Annotated in this window: 20 protein-coding genes; 8 read left to right on the top strand and 12 right to left on the bottom strand. The window is 73.4% G+C overall.

From position 1 onward, the window contains the following. Positions 1 to 478: 478 nt before the first annotated feature. The 3 genes from AH6_RS36070 to AH6_RS36060 form a co-directional block, all read right to left on the bottom strand. On the bottom strand, positions 479 to 1,021 hold the full coding sequence (locus tag AH6_RS36070) for a hypothetical protein (RefSeq protein ID WP_067489319.1): 543 nt from the start codon (positions 1,019 to 1,021) through the stop codon (positions 479 to 481). 88 nt (positions 1,022 to 1,109) lie between these two features. Further along, positions 1,110 to 1,493: a DUF6578 domain-containing protein gene (locus AH6_RS36065; protein WP_067489316.1), complete on the bottom strand. Its 384-nt coding sequence runs from the start codon at positions 1,491 to 1,493 to the stop codon at positions 1,110 to 1,112. 70 nt (positions 1,494 to 1,563) lie between these two features. Further along, positions 1,564 to 2,532: a TIGR03557 family F420-dependent LLM class oxidoreductase gene (locus tag AH6_RS36060; RefSeq protein ID WP_067489314.1), complete on the bottom strand. Its 969-nt coding sequence runs from the start codon at positions 2,530 to 2,532 to the stop codon at positions 1,564 to 1,566. A gap of 156 nt (positions 2,533 to 2,688) precedes the next feature. On the opposite strand from AH6_RS36060, the gene AH6_RS36055 reads away from it, so the two are divergent. Together AH6_RS36055 and AH6_RS36050 are read left to right on the top strand one after the other, a co-directional pair. Next, entirely contained in the window at positions 2,689 to 3,978 is a 1,290-nt protein-coding gene (locus tag AH6_RS36055) for an erythromycin esterase family protein (protein WP_067489312.1), read from the top strand. A gap of 73 nt (positions 3,979 to 4,051) precedes the next feature. After that, positions 4,052 to 4,471 (top strand): hypothetical protein, encoded by a 420-nt coding sequence (locus AH6_RS36050; protein WP_067489305.1) that lies wholly within the window; start codon positions 4,052 to 4,054, stop codon positions 4,469 to 4,471. A 6-nt stretch (positions 4,472 to 4,477) separates the two neighbouring features. Here AH6_RS36050 and AH6_RS36045 read toward each other — a convergent pair whose 3' ends face one another. Both AH6_RS36045 and AH6_RS44390 read right to left on the bottom strand, forming a co-directional pair. Then, entirely contained in the window at positions 4,478 to 4,972 is a 495-nt protein-coding gene (locus AH6_RS36045; protein ID WP_083983812.1) for a GNAT family N-acetyltransferase, read from the bottom strand. A gap of 14 nt (positions 4,973 to 4,986) precedes the next feature. After that, a complete protein-coding gene (locus tag AH6_RS44390; protein ID WP_157431931.1) occupies positions 4,987 to 5,838 on the bottom strand; it encodes a hypothetical protein in 852 nt (283 codons plus the stop codon). Positions 5,839 to 6,042: 204 nt separating this feature from the next. On the opposite strand from AH6_RS44390, the gene AH6_RS36035 reads away from it, so the two are divergent. From AH6_RS36035 to AH6_RS36020, 4 genes are all read left to right on the top strand, one after another. Then, complete coding sequence (locus tag AH6_RS36035; RefSeq protein WP_067489296.1) at positions 6,043 to 7,014, top strand: YihY/virulence factor BrkB family protein; 972 nt, start codon at positions 6,043 to 6,045, stop codon at positions 7,012 to 7,014. Between the two features lie 110 nt (positions 7,015 to 7,124). Next, the gene (locus AH6_RS36030) at positions 7,125 to 7,619 is read left to right on the top strand and encodes a (2Fe-2S)-binding protein (protein ID WP_067489294.1); all 495 of its coding nucleotides are present in this window, start codon (positions 7,125 to 7,127) and stop codon (positions 7,617 to 7,619) included. Next, positions 7,616 to 10,096: a xanthine dehydrogenase family protein molybdopterin-binding subunit gene (locus AH6_RS36025; RefSeq protein ID WP_067489291.1), complete on the top strand. Its 2,481-nt coding sequence runs from the start codon at positions 7,616 to 7,618 to the stop codon at positions 10,094 to 10,096. Before AH6_RS36030 ends, AH6_RS36025 begins: the two co-directional genes overlap by 4 nt. Beyond that, positions 10,093 to 10,950 (top strand): FAD binding domain-containing protein, encoded by an 858-nt coding sequence (locus tag AH6_RS36020; protein ID WP_067489288.1) that lies wholly within the window; start codon positions 10,093 to 10,095, stop codon positions 10,948 to 10,950. Before AH6_RS36025 ends, AH6_RS36020 begins: the two co-directional genes overlap by 4 nt. A gap of 231 nt (positions 10,951 to 11,181) precedes the next feature. Here AH6_RS36020 and AH6_RS36015 read toward each other — a convergent pair whose 3' ends face one another. From AH6_RS36015 to AH6_RS35995, 5 genes are read right to left on the bottom strand one after another with little or no spacing between them, the layout of a single operon-like run. Continuing rightward, on the bottom strand, positions 11,182 to 12,891 hold the full coding sequence (locus AH6_RS36015; RefSeq protein ID WP_067489285.1) for a hypothetical protein: 1,710 nt from the start codon (positions 12,889 to 12,891) through the stop codon (positions 11,182 to 11,184). Between the two features lie 15 nt (positions 12,892 to 12,906). Next, positions 12,907 to 13,662: a decaprenylphospho-beta-D-erythro-pentofuranosid-2-ulose 2-reductase gene (gene dprE2, locus AH6_RS36010; RefSeq protein ID WP_067489282.1), complete on the bottom strand. Its 756-nt coding sequence runs from the start codon at positions 13,660 to 13,662 to the stop codon at positions 12,907 to 12,909. Beyond that, positions 13,659 to 15,017, bottom strand: a complete 1,359-nt coding sequence (gene dprE1 / locus AH6_RS36005) for a decaprenylphosphoryl-beta-D-ribose oxidase (RefSeq protein ID WP_067489280.1) — start codon at positions 15,015 to 15,017, stop codon at positions 13,659 to 13,661. Before dprE1 ends, dprE2 begins: the two co-directional genes overlap by 4 nt. Continuing rightward, positions 15,010 to 15,948: a decaprenyl-phosphate phosphoribosyltransferase gene (locus AH6_RS36000; RefSeq protein ID WP_067489277.1), complete on the bottom strand. Its 939-nt coding sequence runs from the start codon at positions 15,946 to 15,948 to the stop codon at positions 15,010 to 15,012. Before AH6_RS36000 ends, dprE1 begins: the two co-directional genes overlap by 8 nt. Continuing rightward, positions 15,945 to 16,628 (bottom strand): phosphatase PAP2 family protein, encoded by a 684-nt coding sequence (locus tag AH6_RS35995; RefSeq protein WP_067489274.1) that lies wholly within the window; start codon positions 16,626 to 16,628, stop codon positions 15,945 to 15,947. The genes AH6_RS36000 and AH6_RS35995 overlap by 4 nt, the downstream gene beginning before the upstream one ends. A 220-nt stretch (positions 16,629 to 16,848) precedes the next feature. Here AH6_RS35995 and AH6_RS45545 point away from each other — a divergent pair, with 220 nt between their 5' ends. Together AH6_RS45545 and AH6_RS35980 are read left to right on the top strand one after the other, a co-directional pair. After that, the gene (locus AH6_RS45545; protein WP_067489271.1) at positions 16,849 to 17,949 is read left to right on the top strand and encodes an SRPBCC family protein; all 1,101 of its coding nucleotides are present in this window, start codon (positions 16,849 to 16,851) and stop codon (positions 17,947 to 17,949) included. Positions 17,950 to 19,532: 1,583 nt separating this feature from the next. Next, the gene (locus AH6_RS35980) at positions 19,533 to 20,234 is read left to right on the top strand and encodes a class I SAM-dependent methyltransferase (protein ID WP_067489265.1); all 702 of its coding nucleotides are present in this window, start codon (positions 19,533 to 19,535) and stop codon (positions 20,232 to 20,234) included. A 22-nt stretch (positions 20,235 to 20,256) separates the two neighbouring features. Here the strand turns inward: AH6_RS35980 and AH6_RS35975 are convergent, their stop codons facing one another. Together AH6_RS35975 and AH6_RS35970 are read right to left on the bottom strand one after the other, a co-directional pair. Further along, a complete protein-coding gene (locus AH6_RS35975; protein WP_067489263.1) occupies positions 20,257 to 21,777 on the bottom strand; it encodes a hypothetical protein in 1,521 nt (506 codons plus the stop codon). Beyond that, positions 21,774 to 22,940, bottom strand: coding sequence for a glycosyltransferase (locus AH6_RS35970; RefSeq protein ID WP_157431929.1), 1,167 nt, complete (start codon positions 22,938 to 22,940; stop codon positions 21,774 to 21,776). Before AH6_RS35970 ends, AH6_RS35975 begins: the two co-directional genes overlap by 4 nt. Between the last annotated feature and the right edge of the window lie 3 nt (positions 22,941 to 22,943).

Raw genomic sequence — 22,943 nt, 5'->3', positions numbered from 1 at the left:
GGGGGTCTACACGAGACCGCCCAGCTCAGCCCCGCGCGGGGTTGGTGCACGTGCCCAACCAGCTCAGCCCGCGCGGGGTTAGGGACAGGTGCTCAACAACCTCACCCCGTGCGGGTTTTCTGTACCTGACCACCAACCCCAACCCCGTGCTCCGCACCCAACCAACAACCCCAACCCGCGCGGGGTTGATCCAGATACCCAGCAGCCCCAGCCCGTGCAGGTTTTCCGCACCCGAGCACCTACCTCAACCCCGCGCCCCGCACCCAACCAACAACCCGAGCCCGCACAGGGTTGATCCACATGCCCACCAACCCCAGCCCGTGCGGGTTTTCTGCACCCGAGCACCTACCCCAACCCCGCGCCCCGCGCCTGGCCAGCGACCCTGGCCCCGCGCGGGTTGGTGCACATGCCCAACAACCCCAGCCCGCGCGGGTTGATACAGGTGCCCACCAGCCCCAGCCCCCCGCCCACTGCCCCCTCAGCGAGTGCGTGCAGCCTCCGCGCCCACCTCACCATCCACCACACCCCCGGATGCGCGCTTCTCAATCTCCGCGCGCATCCGGGACACGCGCTTGCGCTGGAAAATCTGGCTGACCAGCACGAATACGCCAAGCAGGGCCCAATAAACAGCCGAAGGCCAGCCCAGCCCCTTGGGGAACCCCGTGAAGTAGCCCACCACGCCACCCAGCACAGCCACGACCGGGGCGAACCAGACGCCGTGGGTCAGCCGCTTGAGTCGGTCATCAGCCCACACCAGGGCGACCCGGTCCAGTTGCGGGTCCTCAGGCGCGCGTCCCTTCCGCCCTGCCCGCCAGAGATCCGCCAGCTTGGTCTGGTCGAGCCCGGTCAGCTCGCGCTGCCGTCGCCGCTCCTCCCTCGTCCACAACACGGCCGCGGCCATGCCGACCACGAACACCACCACGCCGGGCAGCACATTCACGAGCCGCCCGAGAAGCAGCCCGCCGAAGATCCCCAGAGTGCCCACCGTGCCGTACGACCACGCCTTCGCCTCAGTCCGCATGGTGAAAGTGATCCCCGATGATCCCGCCGCATGCCCTTCTGACCGTTAACGGCCAACGACGATTCGCGCGAGGCACGGTCGGCGGTGGTCAGTGTTCGGCGATCTGGACCAGGTAGCCGACGAACCTCAGGTCGTCCCGGTCAGGGGAGCCGTCGTTCGTGCTGGTCAGCCTGGTCAGGACCGTGGTGCCCGCGACCGGCCAGTAGGTCCGGGTGTCGCCGCCCGGTCTGGGTGCGTAGCGGCAGTGCACGGCGGAGATCGACTTCACCTCGCCGCTGATGCGTGCGACCCGGTCGGTGTCGGTGTGGTGTTCCTCGGTTGCATTCACCTTGGCGGCGGTCTCCGCGCCCAGGACCGTGGTCAGCCAGGCGCGGTCCAGGTCGCCCAGCGTCCACGTCACCGTCGAGCCGACCGAGTAGGGGTCGCCGCAGCACTCCATTTGCCACGCGTCCATCCACACGGTCTTCTTCATGGCGGCAGTATCGCGTTTCGGTTGAGAGTGTCGGTTCCTCGATGGCACCTCGTCCTCGGTGGCACCTCGCTCACCCAAACCGTTCGCGCAAAGCCGGCAGCAACTCCGCCTTCGCCCAATCCCTGAAGTCCTGCTGCCGGTCCGCCCCCACCTGGCAGAACGACATGTGCGTGAAGCCCGCGTCAGCCCACTGCTGCACCGTCTCCAGGTAGTGGTTCACGTCGTTGCCGCACGGCACCGCCTCCGCCACGTCCTCCGGGCGGACCGTCTTCGTGCTCGCCTCGAAGTTGACCGGGCCCGGCAGTTCCGCCATCACCTTCCAGCCCGCCGTCCCGAACTTCCAGAGGCGGTGGGCGTTCTGTTTCGCCTCCTCGTAGTCGGTGCCGTACGAGACCGGGATCTGGCCGTAGACCGGCTTGCCCGCGCCGCCGTCCTTCTGGAAGAGCGAGACGACGTCGCCCACCGGCTGGTCGGAGATCAGCACGTCGGCGTACTGGGCGGCGAGGCGGCCCGCGCGGGAGCCGAAGGCCGCCATGCCGATGGGCACCGGCTCGTCGGGCAGGTCGTAGATCTTGGCGGAGTCGACGGTGAAGTGGCGGCCCCGGTAGTTCACGTAGTCGCCGCCGAACAGCTCCTTGATGATCTGCACGGCCTCGGCGAACATCTCGTGCCGCACGTCCACCGACGGCCAGCCCCGGCCGATGATGTGCTCGTTCAGGTTCTCGCCCGCGCCCAGCCCCAGCGTGAAGCGTCCCTCCGACAGCACCCCCACCGTGGCGGCCTTCTGCGCCACCACCGCCGGGTGGTAGCGCATGATCGGGCAGGTGACGAAGGTCATCAGCGGGATGCGGTCGGTGGCCTGGGCGAGCGCGCCCAGCACTGACCAGACGTAGGCCGAGTGGCCCAGCTCCTCCAGCCACGGGAAGTAGTGGTCGGAGATGACCGAGTAGTCGAACCCGATCTCCTCCGCCGCGACCAGGTCGGTGACGAGCTGGCGGGGCGGGGTCTGCTCGCAGAGCAGCGTGTATCCGAATTCCATATGGGCTGCCCTTCCCGGGGGCAGGGCCGGGGATAGCCAAGGGTGTGGGCCGGTTCGTCCGGTGAGGTAAAGACGCCACGAAATGGGAGTAATCGCCAAGGTTGTCGTGGTGGGGCGGGGTAGAGGTACCCCTGGCGACCGGTCTGGGGGATCGGCATGAGCGATATCGAGGACGTGCGGCGGACCGCCCTGCCCCTGACGGGCGAGGAGGATCTCGATCCGCTCCTAGAGCGGATCGGCGGGGCCCGGTGCGTGCTGCTGGGCGAGGCCAGCCACGGCACCCACGAGTACTACGCTTGGCGGGCCGCGATCACCAGGCGGCTGATCAGCGAGCACGGGTTCTCGTTCGTGGCCGTGGAGGGCGACTGGCCGGACTGCTGGCGCGTCGGCCGCAGCGTCGCGCTGGCCTCCGGCGCGCCTGGAGATCCCCGCCAGGCCTTGGACGCCTACCACCGCTGGCCGACCTGGATGTGGGCCAACGACGAGACCACCGAGTTCTGCCGCTGGTTGCGACGGCACAACGAGGACCTCCCCGAGCGGGAGCGCGTCGGCTTCTACGGCCTCGACGTCTACAGCCTGTGGGAATCGTTGCGCGCCGTCATCCTGCACCTGTCGGAGCACCGGCCCGAGTACCTGGAGACCGCGCTCGCCGCCTACCGCTGCTTCGAGCCACACGGCGAGGACCCGCAGGCGTACGCGCGCGAGATCGCCCTCGCCCCGGACGGCTGCCGCCAGGAGGTTCTCGACCTGCTCACCGACCTGCGCCGTGCTCCCCCGCCGGATAAGGCCAGCGGCCCCGTCGAGGAGCTGAACGCGCGGCAGAACGCCGAGGTCGCGGCGGGCGCCGAACGCTACTACCGCGCGATGATCGACGGCGGCCCGGAGTCGTGGAACGTCCGGGACGGCCACATGGCCGACACCCTCGACCGCCTGCTCGACTTCCACGGCGGCAAGGCCGTCGTGTGGGCGCACAACACGCACGTGGGCGACGCCCGCGCCACCGATATGGTCCGGGCCGGAATGACCAGCCTCGGGCGGCTCGCCCGGGAGCGGTACGGCACCGGCAACGTCGCCCTGGTCGGCTTCGCGGGCGGCTCCGGGACGGTGATCGCCGCGCCGCGCTGGGGCGCGACCATGGACGTCATGACCGTCCCGCCGCCGCGCGCCGGGTCGCTGGAGGCGCTGCTGACCGACGCCGCCCCGGACCGCGCGCTGTTCGTCCCGCCGTCCGGACGCGACTGCCCGTCCTGGCTCACCCGGACGCTGGGCCACCGCGCCATCGGCGTGGTGTACGACCCGGGCCGCGACCACCACCAGTTCGTGCCCACCAGGGTCGCCGAGCGCTACGACGCGCTGTGCTGGATCCGCGACACCTCCGCGCTCCGGCCCCTGCACCTGGAAGCGGCCCGCCGGGGCGAGCTGGAGACCCTGCCGACCGGCGTCTGACCAGGTCCGGGGCTTGCGGGCGGCGGTTCCGGGGTAACTCCCCTCGTGGATCTTCCAGCGTGCAGGGGGCACCATGGAGTACGAGGCAGAACGGGCCATGCCCGCCGGCAGCGGCACCGTGTTCGGCGTCGCCGCCGACGTGGCGACGATGGAGCGCTGGCTCCCCCGCGAGATCGACGTGCAGCGGATCGCCGACGACCTGGCCGAGGGCGAGGTCGGCGACGACGGCGCGGACGTCCTGATGCGCGCCGTCCCCGACCAGCTCCGCCTGGAGTGGGGGCTGCGCAGCCGTCCCGACTACACCGGCTGGATCCAGGTCATGGACCGCGCCGACGGCGCGAGCAGCGTCGTGGCGCACCTGTCCTTCCTCGGCGACCAGCCCCAGGCCAGCGGCGCAACGCGGACGCGCGAGGCCACGCAGCAGCTCCTGGAGCGGTCGCTCGACCGGCTGGCGGACGAGGTGGAGCGCCAAGCGTCGCAGTCCAAGGGCTGAGACGCCTTAATCGTCCACGCGGGCGAGCAGGTGGCGCGTCCAGGAGCCGAAGCCCAGGCGCTCGTACAGCCGCACCGCGTCATGGTTGGCCTCGACCACGCCGATCGTCCAGTACGTGGTGCCACGGCTGCGCAGTTCTTGTTTGCACGCCTCCAGAAGCGCCGAGCCGACGCCGCTTCCGCGCGCCTCCTCGGAGACCACCAGGGAGTGGACCTCGCCGTACGACTCGCCGAGATCGAAGGTGGGTCCGGCGGGCTGGACCTGGCAGAACGCGTAGCCCACCGGCTCGCCTCCGTCGGCGGGACGGGCCACGAACAGGAATCCGCTGCCCTCGTCGAGCCACTTCAGGTAGTCCTTGCGGCACATCGCCCAGGATTCCGCGCGGCCCCGCACCGGCCACTGCCCGCCGACCACGTCGCGATGGTGCTCGACCATCGCCAGCCAGAGCGACTCCAGCGCGCCGACGTCGTCCACCGTCCCGGCCGAGATCTCCATGTCCATGATCCGACGATAGGTCAGAGGAGCATCTGCTTGAGGGTGGCGGCCATCTGGCGGCGCTCGGCGGGCGGGACCACGTTCGGCGTCTTGCGGCCCGAGAACGACAGGGTGTAGCGGCCCACGCGCTTCACGTCCGCCGGGTCCTTGACGGAGAGCTGGTACGCGCGCGCCTTCTCGACGGTCACGAACTCCGCGATCGTCACCCGGTCGGTGGTGATGAGCTGACGGCAGCCGCGCTTCACGCACTTGGGGGTCGTGTCGCGCGGGTTGGGGAGGCGGTAGGTGGCGGTCAGCTGGGTCGCGAGTTGTTGCGCGGTCAGCTCCGGCGCGGGGGTGGGCGCGCTGGCGGGGGTGGGCGCCGCTGACGTCGTCGTGGTCGTTTTCGTGGAGTCGGTCGTGGCCTGACCTGCACGTTCGACCGCTATGCCCGCGCCGCCCAAGACCAGCGCCGCGCCCAGGACCGCGCCGCCTACTACGGCTGCTTTGGAGCGCTTGCGCTTGACGGGGGTCGGCTTGGGCCTGGGTGAGGTGGGGGTGAGGTGGACCGGCTCGGGACGCGTGGGCTCGGGACCTGCCGCCCCAGGGCGCGCGGATTCAGGGCGGGCCGACTCCGGACGGGCTGCCTCCGGGCTCACGGCCTCGGGGCGGGCCGTCTCAGGGCGCACGGGCTCGGGACGCCAAGATGCCCCGGGAGCGGACTGCTCGGCAAACGACCCGGAAGCGGGCCGTTCGAGAAGCGCGCCTGCCTCAGGCGCGGCGACCTCCGCCGCGCGCGCCCGCCCCGCGTTCTCCCTCAGCAGCCGCGCCAGCACCACGCCGCCCGCCGTGGCGGCCAGCAGCAGGCCCAGGCCGACCGGGTCACGACGCAAGGGCTTTCGTCCACCCCTACCCGGGACGCCCGCATTGACTGGCATGCCACATATTGAACCGCGTTCCCGGCCCGCCCGCTGCGCTCGCGCGCCAAGAGTCCGCCACCGTTTTCCCCGCACCCCTCTTGCGGCCCGCGCCCCCGCCTGATCCACCCGCCCCCACCCCCGCCGGTTGACCCGTCCCGAGGTGGGCAAAGTGCGCCCATGAGCGTGGTCGAACGGGTGGACGCCTACCAGCAGCGGCACACGTGGGCGGGCCTCCCGCTGGCGGTGGTCTACAAGTTCTTCGACGACCAGGGCGGCTACCTCACCGCGCTCATCACCTACTACGCCTTCGTCTCGCTCTTCCCGCTGCTCCTGCTGCTGGTCACCGTGCTCGGCTTCGCCCTCCAGGACGACCCCGGCCTCCAGCAGAGGGTCCTGGACTCCGCGCTCGCCCAGTTCCCCATCATCGGCGACCAGATCAAGAACAACATCCACTCCTTCAAGGGCAACACGTTCGCCCTGGTCACCGGTGTCCTCGGCAGCCTCTACGGCGGGCTCGGCGTCATCCAGGCCACCCAGAACGCGCTCAACAAGTTGTGGGGCGTGCCGCGCAACTCCCGGCCCAACCCGATCTTCTCCCGGGTGCGCAGCCTGGCGCTGCTGCTGGTCGGCGGGGGCGCGGTCCTCGCGCTGACGGTGTTCGCGTCGATCAGTTCGAGCCTGTTCGGCGGGGGCGCGTGGGCTGCCGCCTCGATCACGGGCGTCGTCGCCGTCAACGCCGTGCTGTTCACCGTCGCCTTCCGCGTGCTCACCGCCCGGGAGTTGTCGATCGCGCAGGTCCGGACCGGGGCGATCGCCGCCGCCGTCGCCTGGCAGGTCGTGCAGTGGGGTGGCAACCTCGTGCTGGGCCACATGCTCAAGGGCGCGACCGCCACCTACGGGCTGTTCGGCATCGTGCTGGGCATGCTGACGTGGATCTACCTGGGCGCGCTCACCTTCGTCATCTGCGCCGAGGTCAACGTCGTGCGCGACCGCGAGTTGTGGCCGCGCAGCCTGCTCACGCCGTTCACCGACAACGTCACGCTGACGGCCGGCGACCGCCGCTCCTACCGCTCCTACGCGCAGACCGAGCGGCACAAGGGTTTCCAGACCGTGGACGTCGAGTTCAACGAGCCCGGCGACACCCGCTGAAATCAACCCGGTAAAGGGCTGGCCGCCGACCCCACCTCGGCATACGTTCGTTGCGTGTGTTCCGCGTCACAGTGACAGTTCCACCCCCGCGACCGTCCCTGGGAGAACGAATGCCACGTATCCGCGTCGAGGTCGACGGCGTCCCGTACGAGGACGACGTCGAACCCCGGCTCCTGCTCGTGCACTACCTGCGCGACCGCCTGGGCAAGGTCGGCACCCCGGTCGGCTGCGACACCTCCAACTGCGGGGCCTGCACGGTCCTGCTGGACGGGCTGAGCGCCAAGAGCTGCTCGGTGCTCGCCGTCCAGGCCGACGGCCACGAGGTCACCACCGTCGAGGGACTCGGCACGGGGGCGCGCCCGCACCCCATGCAGCGGGCCTTCCATGAGGAGCACGCGCTCCAGTGCGGCTACTGCACCCCCGGCATGATCATGGCGGCGATCGACCTGCTGCGCGAGAACGCCGACCCGTCCGACGAGGAGATCCGCGACGGCCTGGAGGGCAACCTGTGCCGCTGCACCGGCTACCAGAACATCGTGCGCGCCGTCCGCGGCGCCGCCGGTGAGATGCGGCAGGGCGCGCCGGAGCGGGAGGTGTCCCCATGAGCGAGATCGCCCCCGAGGCCCTGGCCGAGAAGGCCGCCGAGGACGCGCCGGTCAGCTCCCCCGACCCGGCGCGCGAGATCGGCGCGCCGCGCCGCCGCAGCGAGGACGCCCGGCTGATCACCGGCCGCACCCGCTGGACCGACAACCTCCAGCCGCCCGGGACGCTGCACGTCGCGTTCCTGCGCAGCCCGCACGCGCACGCGCGCATCGTCTCGGTGGACGTCGAGCAGGCGCGCGCCCGGCCCGGCGTCGTCGCCGTGTTCTCCGGCGCCGACCTCGCCGAGGAGCAGGGCGGGTTGCCGTGCGCGTGGACGGTCACCGAGGACATGAAGACGCCGCTGCACCCGCCGATGGCGGTGGACGAGGTCCGGCACGTCGGCGAGCCGGTGGCGTGCGTGGTGGCGCGCGACCGGTACGCGGCCGTGGACGCGCTCGAAGAGATCGACATCGACTACGAGCCGCTGCCCGCCGTCGTGGACATGGAGCAGGCCGTCCGGGACGGGACCCCGCTCGTCCACGCCGACCTCGGCACCAACGAGAGCTACCGCTGGGTCTTCGAGAACGGCGACGTCGACGCGGCCCTGCGCGACGCGCCCGTCGTGCTGGAGCGCCGCTACGTCCAGCAGCGCCTGATCCCCACCGCGATGGAGCCCCGCGCGGTGTTGTGCGAGCCCGACGGCGAGGACTTCACGCTCACCTCCGCCACCCAGATCCCGCACATCCTGCGGCTGATGCTGGCGACGGTCACGCAGATCCCCGAGCACCGCATCCGCGTCGTCGCCCCCGACGTCGGCGGCGGGTTCGGCTCCAAGCTCCAGGTGTACGGCGAGGAGGTGCTCTGCCTGCTGCTGGCCCGCCGCCTCGGCCGCCCGGTCAAGTGGACCGAGTCCCGCAGCGAGGGCAACCAGGCCACCCACCACGGCCGCGACCAGATCCAGCGCCTCACCCTCGCCGCCGACCGCGACGGCCGCATCCGGGGTCTGAAAGTGGACCTGCTGGCCGACATGGGCGCCTACCTGATGCTGGTGACGCCGGGCGTCCCGCTGCTGGGCGCGTTCATGTTCAACGGCATCTACAAGATGGACGCCTACTCCTTCACCTGCACCGGCGTGTTCACCACCAAGACGCCCACCGACGCCTACCGGGGCGCGGGCCGCCCGGAGGCCACCTTCGGCATCGAGCGGCTGATGGACGAGCTGGCCGCCGAGCTGGACCTCGACCCGATCGAGGTGCGGCGGCGCAACTGGATCCGGCACGAGGAGTTCCCCTACGACACGATCGCGGGCCTCACCTACGACTCGGGCAACTACGAGGCCGCCACCGACCGCGCCCTCGCGCTGTTCGAGTACGACAAGCTGCGCGCCGAGCAGGCCGACCGGCGCGAGCGGCGCGACGGGGTGCAGCTCGGCATCGGCGTGTCCACCTTCACCGAGATGTGCGGGCTCGCGCCGTCGCGGGTGCTGGGCTCGTTGTCCTACGGCGCGGGCGGCTGGGAGCACGCGTCGGTGCGGGTGCTGCCGTCGGGCAAGGTCGAGGTGGTCACGGGCTCGTCGGCGCACGGGCAGGGCCACGAGACGGCGTGGGCGCAGATCGCCGCCGACCGGCTCGGTGTGCCGTTCGAGGACGTCAAGGTGCTGCACGGTGACACCGCCGTCTCCCCCAAGGGCATGGACACCTACGGTTCGCGGTCGCTGGCCGTCGGCGGCATCGCGCTGTACGGGGCGTGCGACAAGGTCGTGGACAAGGCCCGCAAGGTCGCCGCGCACCTGCTGGAGGCGGCCGAGGACGACCTCGAATTCGACGCGGGCCGGTTCAGCGTGCGCGGCGTGCGGGAGGCGGGCGCGACGTTGCAGGAGGTCGCGCTGGCCGCGTTCGCCGCGCACGACCTGCCCGACGGCGTCGAGCCCTCGCTCGACTCCGACGCCACCTACGACCCCGACAACTTCTCCTTCCCGCACGGCACCCACCTGTGCGCCGCCGAGGTCGACACCGAGACCGGCATGGTGAAGTTGCGCTCCTACGTCGCGGTGGACGACGTCGGCTCGGTCGTCAACCCGCTGATCGTGGAGGGGCAGGTGCACGGCGGCCTCGCGCAGGGCATCGCGCAGGCCCTCTACGAGGAGGCCGTCTACGACGCCGAGGGCAACCTGACCACCACCACGATGGCCGACTACCTGGTCCCGTCGGCCGCCGACCTGCCCGAGTTCGTCACCGACCGCACCGAGACGCCCGCGACGTCCAACCCGCTGGGCGTCAAGGGCGTCGGCGAGGCCGGGACGATCGCCTCCACGCCCGCCGTGGTCAACGCGATCGTGGACGCGCTGCGCCACCTCGGCGTGGACGACGTGCCGATGCCGTGCACGCCCGAACGCGTGTGGCGGGCGCTGCGCGAGGCGTTCGACGAGAATCCCGAACCGTCCACTGGCACCGCCCCCGGCGCGGGCGGCGGCCTCGGCTCCGCAGGAGGCGCGCAGTGATCCCGGCCTCGTTCGAGTACGTGCGCGCGCTGTCGGTCGAAGAGGCCGTCACCGCGCTGTCGGCCGCCGGAGAGGACGCGAAGGTGCTGGCCGGAGGGCAGAGCCTGATGCCGCTGCTGCGGTTGCGGCTCGCCTACCCCGACCCGCTGGTGGACGTCGGGCGGATCGAGGAGCTGCGCGAGATCCGCGACACCGGCGACGCCCTGGTGATCGGCGCGCTGGCCACCCACCACCAGGTGTTGCGCGACCCGCTGGTCCGCGCGCACGCGCCGCTGATCGCGCAGGCCACCGCGACCGTCGCCGACCCGGCGGTGCGGCACCGCGGCACCTTCGGCGGATCGCTGGCGCACGCCGACCCGGCCGGGGACCTGCCCGCCGTGGCGGTGGCGCTGGACGCGGTGTTCCTGCTGCGCTCGGTGCGCGGCGAGCGGGAGATCCCGGCCGCCGACTTCTTCGTGGACTGGATGACCTCGGCGCTGGAGCCCGACGAGCTGCTCACCGGCATCCGGGTGCCCAAGCTCGGGCCGGGCTGGGGCGTGCACTACGAGAAGTTCCACCGCACGGCGCAGGCGTGGGCGATCGTGGGCGTGGCGTGCGCGGTGCGGCGCGAGCGCGGCGCGATCGAGGACGCCCGGGTGGCGCTGACGAACATGGGGCCGACGCCGGTGCGCGCGCACGCCGTCGAGCGGTTCATCGAGGGCCGGTCGGTGTCGGGCGACGCGTTCCGCGCGGCGTCCGAGCACGCGGCCGAGGGCACGTCACCGCCCGCCGACCTGCACGGTTCGTCTGAATACCGGGCGCATCTGGCCAGGGTGCTGACCGCCCGCGCGCTGACCGCGGCCGCCGCGGTCTGACCGGAACGTGATCATGCGGCCGGACCCGTTCGCCCCCGGGACCGGCCGCATGATCACCCGGACGGCGGGCCGGCTCCGGCCGCGCGGTGAAGGGCCGGCCGCGTGGTCACCCGGCTGGGGCGTCAGCCCCGGCCGCGCGGGCAGAGGTCGCACCGCATGATCATTCCGTCGGGACGTCGGCTCCGGCCGCGCTGGTGAAGGGCCGGGCCGCGTCGTCATCCGGTCGGGGCGTCAGCCCCGGCCGCGCGGGTAGAGGGTCGCGCCGCAGCTTCGTAGCGGGGCCGTCTTGTTGCGGCGTGCCATCCGGGCCTCGTTCGTGCGCGCCCACGCCCGCGTCCGCTCCAGCGCCTCCTGGCTCGGCACCATGTCGCGGCGCACGTAGTCGCGGGTGCCGAAGATCGGGACGTAGTCGCGCTGGAAGCGCGGGTCGGCCCGCATCACCCGATCCTGCTTCCACCGCACGTACAGCCGGATCAGCTCGGGCCGCACGTCGGTCAGCAGGTAGTCGATGGTGCCGGGCAGCGTGTGCCGGTGGTAGTTGCGGGCGATCGTGATGTCGGTCAGCCCGGCGAGGTCCACCGCCTTCAGCCGCGAGGTCATCAGCGTCCCGCCGAGGTCGGCCAGCGCGACCGTCCCGGACCCGATGCCCAGCATGTCGGCGTAGGTCTCCTGGGTGCGGCTGCGCTGCTCGACGACGTGGCACAACGACAACACGGGCTGCTCGGAGCGCGTCACCATGTGCGCCCACGCCGTGGCCCCCGACATCGCCGCCCCGAACACCGCCATCGCGACCAGCGCCACGCGGGTGCGGCGACCGGCCAGCCGCAGGCCCTCCACCAGCACCACGCCCGCCAGCAGCGAGCCCGCCACCCACACCGGCGTCGCGAACCGGAAGTACAACATCCAGTCCCAGCTCAGCACGCCGTAGTCGAGCAGGCCGACCAGCAGCACCCCGCCGATGACGACGACGCCGCCGCGCACCGCCGCGTCCGCCCGCGACAGCAGCAGCCCGACCAGCAGCGCCAGCGTCAGCACCGTCAGCCACCCGGCGTACTCGACCAGCTCCCCGACGCGCGACAGCGCGATCAGGTCCGGGACGTGCTGCTCCTTGCCGAGCGCGGGCGCGGGCACCAGCAGCCCGAACGTCGTGTAGCGCCAGGCCAGGAACACCACCATCGGCGCGCCGAGCACCACCGCGTACACCATCAGGGCGCGCAGCGCGTCCCGCCACCGCGACCAGCGGAAGGTCGCCACGAGCAGCACCGGGTACGCGACGGCGAAGATCGCGCCGTCCGGCCGGGTCAGCACCAGGGCCAGCACCGCCGCCGCGCTCAGGGCGGCGGTCCGCATCGCGGCCGGGCGCTCGCGCGAGTAGGCGATGACCAGCACGGCCGTCAGCGCCGCCACGCCCAGCCCGTACAGGCCGTTCTCCAGCCCCGAGAAGGCGTAGTTGACGAACGACGGGTTGAGCGCCAGCGCGACGCCCGCCACCAGCGTCACCACCGACGGGTACCGCGTCACCGCCCGCGCCGCCAGGTAGAAGCAGACGAAGATGCCCAGGCAGCACACGAAGGCCGCCGCCTTGGGGAACGCCACGTAGTCCGGGACGCCGAACCACGTCCCCCGGTCGAACAGCCCCAGGAACCGGCCCACCAGCATGACCGCCAGCCACAACGGGTTGGAGTAGCCCTCCACCGGCGCCATGCCGGGCTGCGACACCACGCCGTGCCCTTCGGCGATGTTGCGGGCGTAGGCGAAGGTGAGGCCGGCGTCGTCCACGATCCAGCGCCCGTAGCGTTCGACGTGGGCGGCCAGCACCGCCGCGCTCACGGCGACCGCGGCGGCCGGGGCGGCCCAGCGCGGCGTCCGGCGGCGGCGGGCGGACGCCTGCGGAGCCGGGAGCGGCGCGCCCGTCTCGGGACGCAGAACAGCCTGTGTCACGGTTCCTCGTTTCGGTCAGATGTTCAGGCGGCGGAAGACCGGGCGCGGCAGGTGGCGCAGGCCCGCCATGACGTAGCGGAGCGCGCCGGGGGCCCACACGGTGTGCGCGCCGGTGCGCAGGCCGCGCTGGACCGCCTCGGCGACGGCTTCGGGCGTCGTCGCCAGCGGCGCGGCGGGCAGCCCGGCCGTCATCTTGGTGTGCACGAATCCCGGCCGCACGACCAGCACCTGCGCGCCCGACCCGTGCAGCGCGTCGCCCAATCCCTGCGCGAAGGCGTCCAGCCCGGCCTTGGACGAGCCGTAGACGAAGTTGGACCGGCGGGCCCGCTCGGCCGCGACCGACGACAGCACCACCAGCGACCCGTGCCCCTGCCTGCGCAGCGCGGCGGCGGCCACCAGCCCCGCCGACACCGCGCCCACGTAGTTGACGTGCGCGACGCGGGCGGCGTCCACCGGGTGGGCCTCGTCGTGCGCCTGGTCGCCGAGCGTGCCGAACGCCAGCAGCGTGCAGTCGATGTCGGCGGCGGCGTACACCTCGCCGAGCACCTTCTCGTGGCCGTCCACGTCGGCGGCGTCGAACTCCAGCGTCTCGACGGTCACGCCGGGGGCGCGGAGCCCTTCGGCGGCGCGTTCCAGCGCCTCCGGGGAGCGGCCCGCCAGGATGACGCGGCGCGTCCGGTCGGCGATCAGGGCGCGCGCGGTGGCCAGCGCGATGTCGGAGGCCCCGCCGAGGACCAGCAGGGACTGCGGTGCGCCGAGCGCGTTCTTCATAGGGCGAGCCTCCGGGCCAGATCCGAGACGAAGACCCCGTCGGGGTCGAGCGTGGAACGCGCCTGGCGGAACTCCGCCAGGCGCGGGTACATGTGCGGGACGAGGTCGGGCGCCATCCGCGAGTCCTTGGCGAGGTAGACGCGGCCGCCCGCCTCGGCCACCTGGCGGTCGAAGCCGTCGAGCAGCGCGGCGAGGCCGGGCGTCGCGGCGGGGAAGTCCAGCGCCAGCGTCCAGCCCTCGATCGGGAACGACAGGTGGCCGGGGTCGCCCGGTCCGAACCGCTTGAGCACCGTCAGGAACGACGGCGCTCCGGCGGCGCTGATGCTCTCCACGATGCGGCGCAGCGTGCGCTCGGCCCCGAACGGGACGACGAACTGGTACTGGAGGAACCCGGCGGGCCCGTACATACGGTTCCAGTCGCGCACCCCGTCCAGCGGGTGGAAGAAACCGGCGATCGTCTTGAGGTGGCCGTCCTTGCGGCGCGGGGCCTTGCGGTACCAGGTCTCGTTGAACAGCGCGATGCTGTGCCGCCCCAGCAGGCCGCCGGGCAGCGCGGACGGCACGCCGCCCAGCGTGCGCGGCCGGAAGCGCAGCGGGTCGCGGGCCGGGCGGGCGGGCAGGTCGGCGAGCGCGGCGTGCTCGCCGCACTCCAGCACCGAGCGGCCCAGCGACGCGCCGGTGGCCAGGCAGTCCAGCCAGGCCACCGAGTAGCGCCGGGAGGCGTCGCCGTCGGCCATCCGCGCCATCACGTCGTCGAGGTCGGCGCAGCGGGCGACGTCCACCTTCATCCACGCCGTCTCGACGGGGATCAGCCGCAGCACGGCCGACAGCACGATCCCGGTGAGCCCCATGCCGCCCGCGGTGGCCCAGAACGTCTCCGGGTCCGACTCTGGGGAGACCTGCCGGACGGTCCCGTCGGCCTGGAGCAGCTCGAAGCGCTCGACGTGCTGGGCGAAGGCGCCGTCGGCGTGGTGGTTCTTGCCGTGGATGTCGGAGCCGATGGCCCCGCCAATGGTCACGTGCCGGGTGCCGGGGGTGACGGGCACGAACCAGCCGAACGGCAACACCAGTTCCATCAGCCGGTGCAGGCTCAGCCCGGCCTGGCAGGTGACCAGGCCGCGTTCCAGATCGAGGTCCAGGACGCGGTCGAGGCCGGTCATGTCGATGACGGTGCCGCCCGCGTTCTGGGCGGGGTCGCCGTAGCTGCGGCCGAGGCCGCGTGCGATGACGCCTCTGTCGGTGCGGCCGATGAGCCGTTCGTGCACCTCGGCGGGGTTGCGGGGCGCGGCCACCCGGGCGGTGGTGGGGCTGGTGCGGCCCCAGCCGGTGAGCGCGCGCGTGCGGACGTCAGACATGCATCGCTCCCAGGGCGACCAGGGTCAGCCAGCACAGGCCGAGCAGCGGCAGCGCGGGCGTGCCGAGGACGGCGTCCTCGGGCTTGCCTGCCCGGCCGCTGTCGATCACGTAGGCGTAGCTGAGCATCGACAACGTGAACGGGGCGATGCTGAGCTGCTGCCACGGCACCTCCAGACCGCCCGCCGGGGGCGTCTCGGAGGCCCACAGGCAGTAGGCGGTCAGCGTCACCGCCGCCGCCGTGCCCCACACGAACCGCAGGTAGGAGGCGGAGTACCCGGCCAGCGAACGGCGCGAGCCGGTCTCCTGCCCGACCACGACCAGCTCCGAGTAGCGCTTGCCCGCCACCACGAACAACGACCCGAACCCGGCCACCAGCAGGAACCAGCGGGAGATCGGCAGCCCGGCGGCCACGCCCCCGGCCAGCGCGCGCAGCAGGAACCCGCTGGCCACCACTGCCAGGTCCACCACGACGATGTGCTTGAGCCGCAGGCAGTAGGCCACGTTGACCAGCAGGTAGCCGCCGACGATGACGGCGGTGGCCGCGTTGGTCGCGAGGGCGGCCAGCGCCACGGCCGCGACGGCGCACACCGCGCCTGCCGTCCAGGCGAGCGGGGTGGGGACGGTCCCGGCCGCGATGGGACGCGTCCGCTTGTCGGGGTGCCGGCGGTCGGCCTCCACGTCGAGCAGGTCGTTGAGGAAGTAGACGGCCGAGGCCGCCAGGCAGAACGCGGCGAACGCCGCACCGGCCGCGAGCAGGATGCCCGGCTCCATCCGGGCCGCCGCCAGCGGGACCGCGAGGACCAGGGCGTTCTTCGTCCATTGGCGGGGCCGCGCGGTGCGCACCAGGCCGGTGAGCGGCGCGGTGCGGCGGCGGGGCGGGGGCGGCGGGGACGTCCGGGCCGCCTCCTGGACCAGACCGCCGAGGGTCATCGGACGCCCTGCCGGTGAGGTTCTGTCGTGACCATGCGCCCCACCACACCGACGGCCACGCCGGTCGGCGTGTGGGCCGCCGTAGTAGCCGCAGGGTCGGTCATCGCGCGAGCCGTCGCGGCGATCGCGGGGCCGGTCATCGCACGGGCCGCCGCGCCGACGGCTGCGCCGAGTGCTGCGCCGGTGAGCACGTCCGACGGGTAGTGCGCCCCGAGCACGACGCGGGACGCGCAGGTCAGCGCGGCCGTCGGCGCCGTCAGCCGGCTCGGCAGCAGCCCGCCGAACGCGATGACGGCGGCGGTCGAGGAGGTGGCGTGCGCGCTGGGGAAGCTGCGCGCGCTGAAGGTCCGGGTGAGCGCGGGCAGGCCGGGCAGGTCCGGGCGCGGGCGCGGGACGACGCGCTTGACCGCGACGGCGGCCGCGTGCGCGGCGGCGACGGTGGCCGTGGCGGCGAGCCAGCGGCCACGGCGGCGGTGGTCCAGGACCGCGCCCGCCGCACCGGCGACCAGCCACAATCCGGCGTGCTCGGCGCTGTGCGACAACACCCGGCCCGCCTGGACGACGCCCGTCCCGTTGACGCGCTCGCGCACGCGGCGGCAGAGGCGCAGGTCGGCCTCGTGCACCGCGGCCAGCCCGTCGGACCAGGCTCGTGCGAACAGCGAACTCCCCGAAGCCGCCACTTCCCACCTCCACTCGCCACCTAGGCAACGAACAGTAGTGACACGCATCCATGGAGTGACGTTCGCGCCGGAGGCTTTACCGAGGTCGTGCCTTGGGGTGAACCAGACCGGGTACGCGTGCGCGCGCCCGGCCCGGCCGCCGGGAGCCGGGGGTGCCTGGCGGCGGGCCCGGGGGTGGCCGTAGGGTCGCCGCAAGCCCCCGGATGACAAGGACCTGACGATGGAGCTGGATCACGAGTTCACCGTGCCCGTGCCGGTGGACCGGGCCTGGTCGGTGCTGCTGGACGTGGAGCGCGTGGCGTCGTGCATGCCGGGCGCCACGCTCGACTCGGTGGACGGCGAGGAGTACGCGGGCCGGATGAAGGTGAAGGTCGGCGCGATGACCATCACCTACCGGGGCACCGCGCGCATCGTCGCGGCCGACGCCGCCGCGCGCACCGTGACCATCGAGGCCGCCGCCAAGGAGGCGCGCGGCGCGGGCACGGCCGCCGCGACCGTGCGGGCGCTGCTGCACGACGAGGGCGACCGCACCCGCGTCACCGTGCGCACCACGCTGAACGTGACCGGGCGGCCCGCCCAGTTCGGCCGCAACATCCTGGCCGAGGTGGGGGCCAAGCTGATCTCCCGCTTCGCCAAGGCGCTGGCGGCGGAGCTGGAGGCCCCGGGCGAGGAGCCGACGGAGCCGAACATCGTGCAGCAGGCGGCCGTCGCCGAACAGCGCTCCGCCGAGCCGGAGTTCGTGCAGCCGCTGATCGTGGACCAGCAGGGCGCGGAACAGGCCGCCGAGGCGCAGGCCGTGCAGCCGCAGACCGCGGAGCAGGCGGCCGAGGCGGAGACCGTGCAGCCGCAGGCTGTCGAAGCCGAAGTCGTGGAGCCTCAGCAGGTTGTCGATCAGCAGGGCGCGGAGCAGGCCGCCGAGCGCGCCGCCGACGCGTCGCAGGTCGTGGACCAGCAAGGTGCCGAGCAGGCCGCCGAAAGTGCCGCGGCCTCGGCGGAGACGCCCGTCGCGCCCGTCGCGGCCGTTCCGCAGCAGCGGCCCGCCAGCCCCGTCGAGTCCACCTCCGACGACACCCCGCCCGACCCCATCCGGATCGTCGAGCCCATCCAGCCCGCCGAGCCCGCGCCCGTCACCGCCGAGGCCGTGCGGCCCGCCGAGCCGCTGCGGCCGGTGACCCCGATCCGGCCCCGCGACGACTCCGACGACGCCATCGACCTCCTGGAGATCGCCGGTCCGTCGCTGGCCAAGCGCGCCGTCCCCGCCCTGGGCGCCCTGGTCGCGCTGCTGCTGGTGTTCCGGTACCTGGTGCGGCGTCGCCGCTGAGCACCGCCGTCCGCTCGTGGCGGCGCGGCGCGAACGCCAGCGCCGCCGCGAGCGCCGCGAACGGCATCGCGGGCAGCACGTACCGGTAGTCGAAGTCCGCCGTCGCCGCCGGTACCCCCAGCAACGCCCACGCCACCAGCCACGGCAGCAGCGCCATGCGCCGCGCGCCCCGGTCCGGCCACAGCAGCCCGGCCGCCCCGACCAGCAGCACCGCCCCCAGCACCGTGCCCGGCAGGAACACGTGCTCCTGGTAGGCGCGCATCCAGCCCGCGTACGGCTCCACCACCTTCCGCGGCCCCGCCGATCCCGTGTACGCGCGGGCGACGCGCGCCTGCTCCTTGTTCAGCTTCGCCGTCCGCTCCGGGAACTCGTACTTCTGGAACGTCCACGGCGACGGGTACACCGTCCGCTCCCACGCGAACGCCCGCGCCACGTCCCGTCCGACGACCCGCAGGTAGTCCCCCGGCTGCTCCCTGATCGCCGCGAAGGCGAACTCCCCCGCCAGGTCGTTGCCCGCCGCCTTGCCCCCGCGCATCTCCGCGAACGGCGACCGGTCCGTCCACAACGCCGCGTACGCGGGCGACACGTCCTCGGGCGGCGGCTTCGGGCACAGGCGCGCCAGCTCCGGACGCGGCTTGATCAGCGCGCAGTCCGCGAAGTCCGCCGTGCGCCCGTACAGGAACACCTTCTCGGTGTTGGTCAGCGCGACCCGCTCGTGCGCCGCGTGGAACCACCCGACGTACAACCCCAGCGGCACCAGGTACGCCCCCGTCAGCGCCACACCCGGCACCACCATCGCCCGTTTGCCATGCCGCCGCAGCAACAACCACGCCAGCACGAGCAGCAGCAGCGGCCACCCCACCGACCGCGTCACCGCCGCCAGCCCCAGCAGCCCGCCGGACGACGCCGCCGTCCGCCAGCCGACCTCCGTCCGCCACAGCAGCACCACGACCGCCGCGACCAGCAAGAACATGAACAGCGCGTCCGACAGCCCCAGGTGCTCCAGCTCGATCTGGTAGGCGTCGAACAGCACCGGCGCAGCCACCGACGTCCCCAGCGCGCCCGGCAGCCAGGCCCGCGACGGCCATGCCGCCCGCACATGCCGCCACACCAGCGCGTACACCATCAGCGCGACCCCCAGGCCGAGCAGGTGTTGCACCGTGACCACCACGATGAAGCTGTGGAACGGCTTCAACACCGCCAGCAGCACCGAGTACCCGCTAGGCCGTGTCCCCGACGGCGCAAGCCGCACCGCCGACCGCAGGTACCCCACCGAGTCCCCGAACCACAGGATCGTCGGATAGCCCAGCACCGCCAGCACGCGCAGCGCCAGCGCGACCGTCACCGCGCCCGCCATCGCCCAGTGCGTCCGCAGGAGACGAGTCAGCCGCCGCACCGGGCACCTCCGGTGATTTCAGGCCAAAGGGGTTGCCCGTCTCCTACCCGCCTCCGCCGGTTCATTCGCCGGGGCCGGGCCCCCGTCGGGGACGCCGGACCGGGCGGCGGCCAAGTCCGGGTCAACGATCCGGTCATGATCGGCGGCGCTGGTGGTCCCCGCCCGCGCCATCGCGTCGGCTAGGGGCGTGGACACCGTCGAGATTGAGCGCGTCGTCGAGATCGAGAACGGCAACTGGTGGCACCGCGAGCGCCGCGCGCTGCTCACCCGGGAACTGCGGCGGCTCGGCGATCCCGGCCACGCCGTGGACATCGGGGCCGGGGGCGGCGGCGTGTCCCGGCTGCTGATGGACCAGGGCTGGGAGGTCACCGCCGTGGACGGCTCGGCGACGGCGGTGGAGTTGTGCGCGGCGCGCGGCGTGGCCGCGTGCCGGGCCGACGCGCGGTGGTTGCCGCTGCCGTCGGAGGAGTACGACCTCGCGCTCGCGCTGGGCGTGCTCGCCCACGTCGACGACGACGGCCAGGCCGCCGCCGAGATCGCGCGGGTGTTGCGGCCGGGCGGCGCGGCGCTGGTGTCGGTGCCCGCCGACATGGCGTTGTGGTCGGCGCACGACGTGGCGCTGTCGCGGGTGCGCCGCTACTCGCGCGCCGCGCTCGCCGAGGTGCTCGCCGGTGCGGGACTGCTGGTGGAGCGGGTGTGGAGCTGGAACGTCCTGGTGCGGCCGATCGTGCGGTGGATGCGGCACCGGCGCGCGCACTGCGAGGACCTCGGGACGCCGCCGGTCGCCGTGGACCGGCTCCTGGCCTTCGCCACCGCCGTCGAGCAGCGTTTGCCGGTGCGGTCGTGGCCGGGCGTGACGCTGTTCGCGTGGGCGCACCGCCCGGACTGACCCGAGCGGCGCGCCCGCGCCGTCACTGTCCCGGCGGCAGGTGCGCGTACAGCGGGACGTCCGGCAGCAGCCGGACGCGCCGCCAGCCGCGCGGGAAGTCGCCGGGCCGCTCCTCCAGCGCGACGACCGCGACCTTGCGCCCGGCCTTCGTCTCCGCCGCCAGCCGTTTGCCCACCGCCTTGGCGGCGGCCCCCTTGGGCAGCACGCCCGGGTAGACGCCCCAGGCGCTGCACCGCGTCAGGTAGCCCAGCTCCGGAGCCTCGTACCCGTAGACGAAGCACGGCGAGCCGACGCCGAGCGCGCGCAACCGCGCGGCGGCCTCGGCGACCGGACGGCGCTGCCGCTCGATCCTGTCCGCGAACACCGCCGCGATCGCCGCCTGCCCCGCCAGGTGCGCGAACACGAGCGCCCCCACGACCGCGACGCGGCCGGGCCGGTCCCCGCGCCCCGCCAGCCACCACAACCCGGCGGCCACCGGCAGCGCCAGCAGCGCCTCGCTCGGCAGCAGGTAGCGCGGGTTGGCGTGGCCGGTCAGGAACAGGTACGGCACCGCCACCACGACGGCGGTGCCGATCGCCAGCACCATCACCGGAGCAAGCCCCGCGCGCCGCGCCGCCCACAAGCCGAGCAGCGCCAGCGGCGGCAGCACGCACGCCAGCAGCACGGCCGCGACGGTGTAGCCGCCGCAGTCGGGCTCGCCGTCCCGGCATACCAGGGCCGTGCTGCCGAAGCTCTCCACGTGCCGCAGCAGCAGGAAGTGCAGGCCGCCGCCGTTGACCTGGTCGATCAGCTCCAGCCGGTGGGCCGGGCCGCCGAACCGGGCGTAGGCGTCGTAGAGCCAGTGGCCCCAGCCGACCGCCGACCCGGCGGCCACGGCCGCGAGCGGCGCGACCCGCCGCCAGCGCCGGTACACCAGCGCCGCCGCGAACAGCGGCAGCGCGGTCCACGGCGCGTCCATCGGGCGCAGCAGCGACATCACCGCGAACGCCGCGACCAGCCCCGCCAGCGCCGCCGCCTTGCGGGCGCGCCGGTCGGCGGTCGCCGCGAGCGGGAACAGCGCGACCGCCGCGACCGTGCATCCGGCGGTGTAGACGTTCGGCATCGCCTGGCCGCCGTAGAAGACCGTCAGCCACAGGCCGCCGTACAGCGCCGCCGCCAGCGGGACGACGCGGCCGCCGCGCAGCGCCAGCCACGGCAGGAACGCCAGGAACAGGCACACCGCCGACAACACCGCCAGGTACAGGCGGATCGCGGTCACCGACGCGGTGAGCAGCGTGACCGGCGCGACCAGCAGGCCCATCCCGATCGAGCGCGGCGCGGTGAGCACCGACGGCGGGACGCCGGGCGCGTACTGGCTGACGTACATGCTCTCGTCCCAGGCGAACGTGATGTCCAGCGGAACGAGCAGGATTTGCACGCCGAGGTAGGCCAGCGCGACGCCCGCCAGCGCCCACATCGGCCGCCGGTCCGCCCGTCCGGGCACGTTCCCGCCGGGTGCGGCCGCCGCCCGGCGCGCGGCGGGCATGGTCCGCGTCGCGCTCATGACCGCCTCCGCGCGAACACCCAGCGGTCCAGCGCCACGAAGCGCAGCACGGTGACCAGCAGCGCCGCCGCGACCAGCGTGGCGATCTCCCCGGCGCGGCCCAGCGCGGGCGGCGCCATGAGCACCGCGCCGGAGGTGACGAGGTAGGTCAGCACCAGCAGCGCGACGGCGCGCAGGTGCGGAACGGTGCGCGGGCCGTCGTGGTGGAAGGTCCACCGCCGGTTGGCCTCGGTGTTGGCGACCGCGCACAGCAGCAGGGCCGCGAGGTTCGCCGCCGCCGGGTCCCAGGCCGTGCGCAGCAGCGCGTACAGGCCCGCGTGCACGCCGGTGGACAGCCCCCCGATCACGGCGAAGCTGGCGAACCGGGCCAGCGTCGCGCCCCGCTGCGGGGCCACGACCGCGTCGGGATGGGCCGGGCGTAGCTCGGGCCGGGGCGGTAGGTCGGCCCGCGCCGCGCCGGACGCCATCGCGCGGGCGGTCCGCACCATGCCCTTGAGGTTGTGCGCCGAGGTCCCGGCCACGCGGACGCGCGAGTCGGTGTCCTCGATCCAGTCCACCGGTACTTCGTGGATGCGCAGCCCGTTGTGCTCGGCGAGCAGCAGCAGTTCGGTGTCGAAGAACCAGCCGTCGTCGCCGACCCGGTCCAGCAGCGGCCGGACCGTCTCGGCGCGCGCGGCCTTGAACCCGCACGCCGCGTCGCTGAACCGCGCGCCGAACCCGGCGCGCAGCAGCCCGTTGTAGCAGCGCGACACCGCCTCGCGCCGCAGGCCCCGGCGGATGCGGGCCCCGTTGCCGAGCCGGGTGCCGATCGCCAGCTCGGAATGGCCGCTGGCCAGCGGCGCGATCAGCGGCAGCAGCGCGCCCAGGCCGGTGGACAGGTCCACGTCCATGTAGGCGACGATGTCGGCCGGGCTGTCGGCCCAGGCCGCCTTGACGGCCGCGCCCTTGCCGCGCACGCCGAGCCGCCGCGCGTGCACGCCGTCCAGGTCCCGGGACAGCTCGGTGGCGATCTCCCAGGTGCGGTCGGTGCTGCCGTTGTCGACGATGGTCAGCCGCCAGGGCAGCGGAAAGGAGTCGCGTAGGAAGTCGTGCAGCGTCCGGACACATCCCGACAATGCCCGCTCCTCGTTCAGAACGGGGATCGCGATGTCCACCGACGCCATCTG

The organism is Actinomadura hibisca NBRC 15177 (assembly GCF_001552635.1).
GTDB classification, from domain to species: Bacteria; Actinomycetota; Actinomycetes; order Streptosporangiales; family Streptosporangiaceae; genus Spirillospora; species Spirillospora hibisca.
The sequence above is the reverse complement of the archived record's forward strand: the minus strand, read 5'-3'. Positions and strand labels throughout refer to the sequence as shown.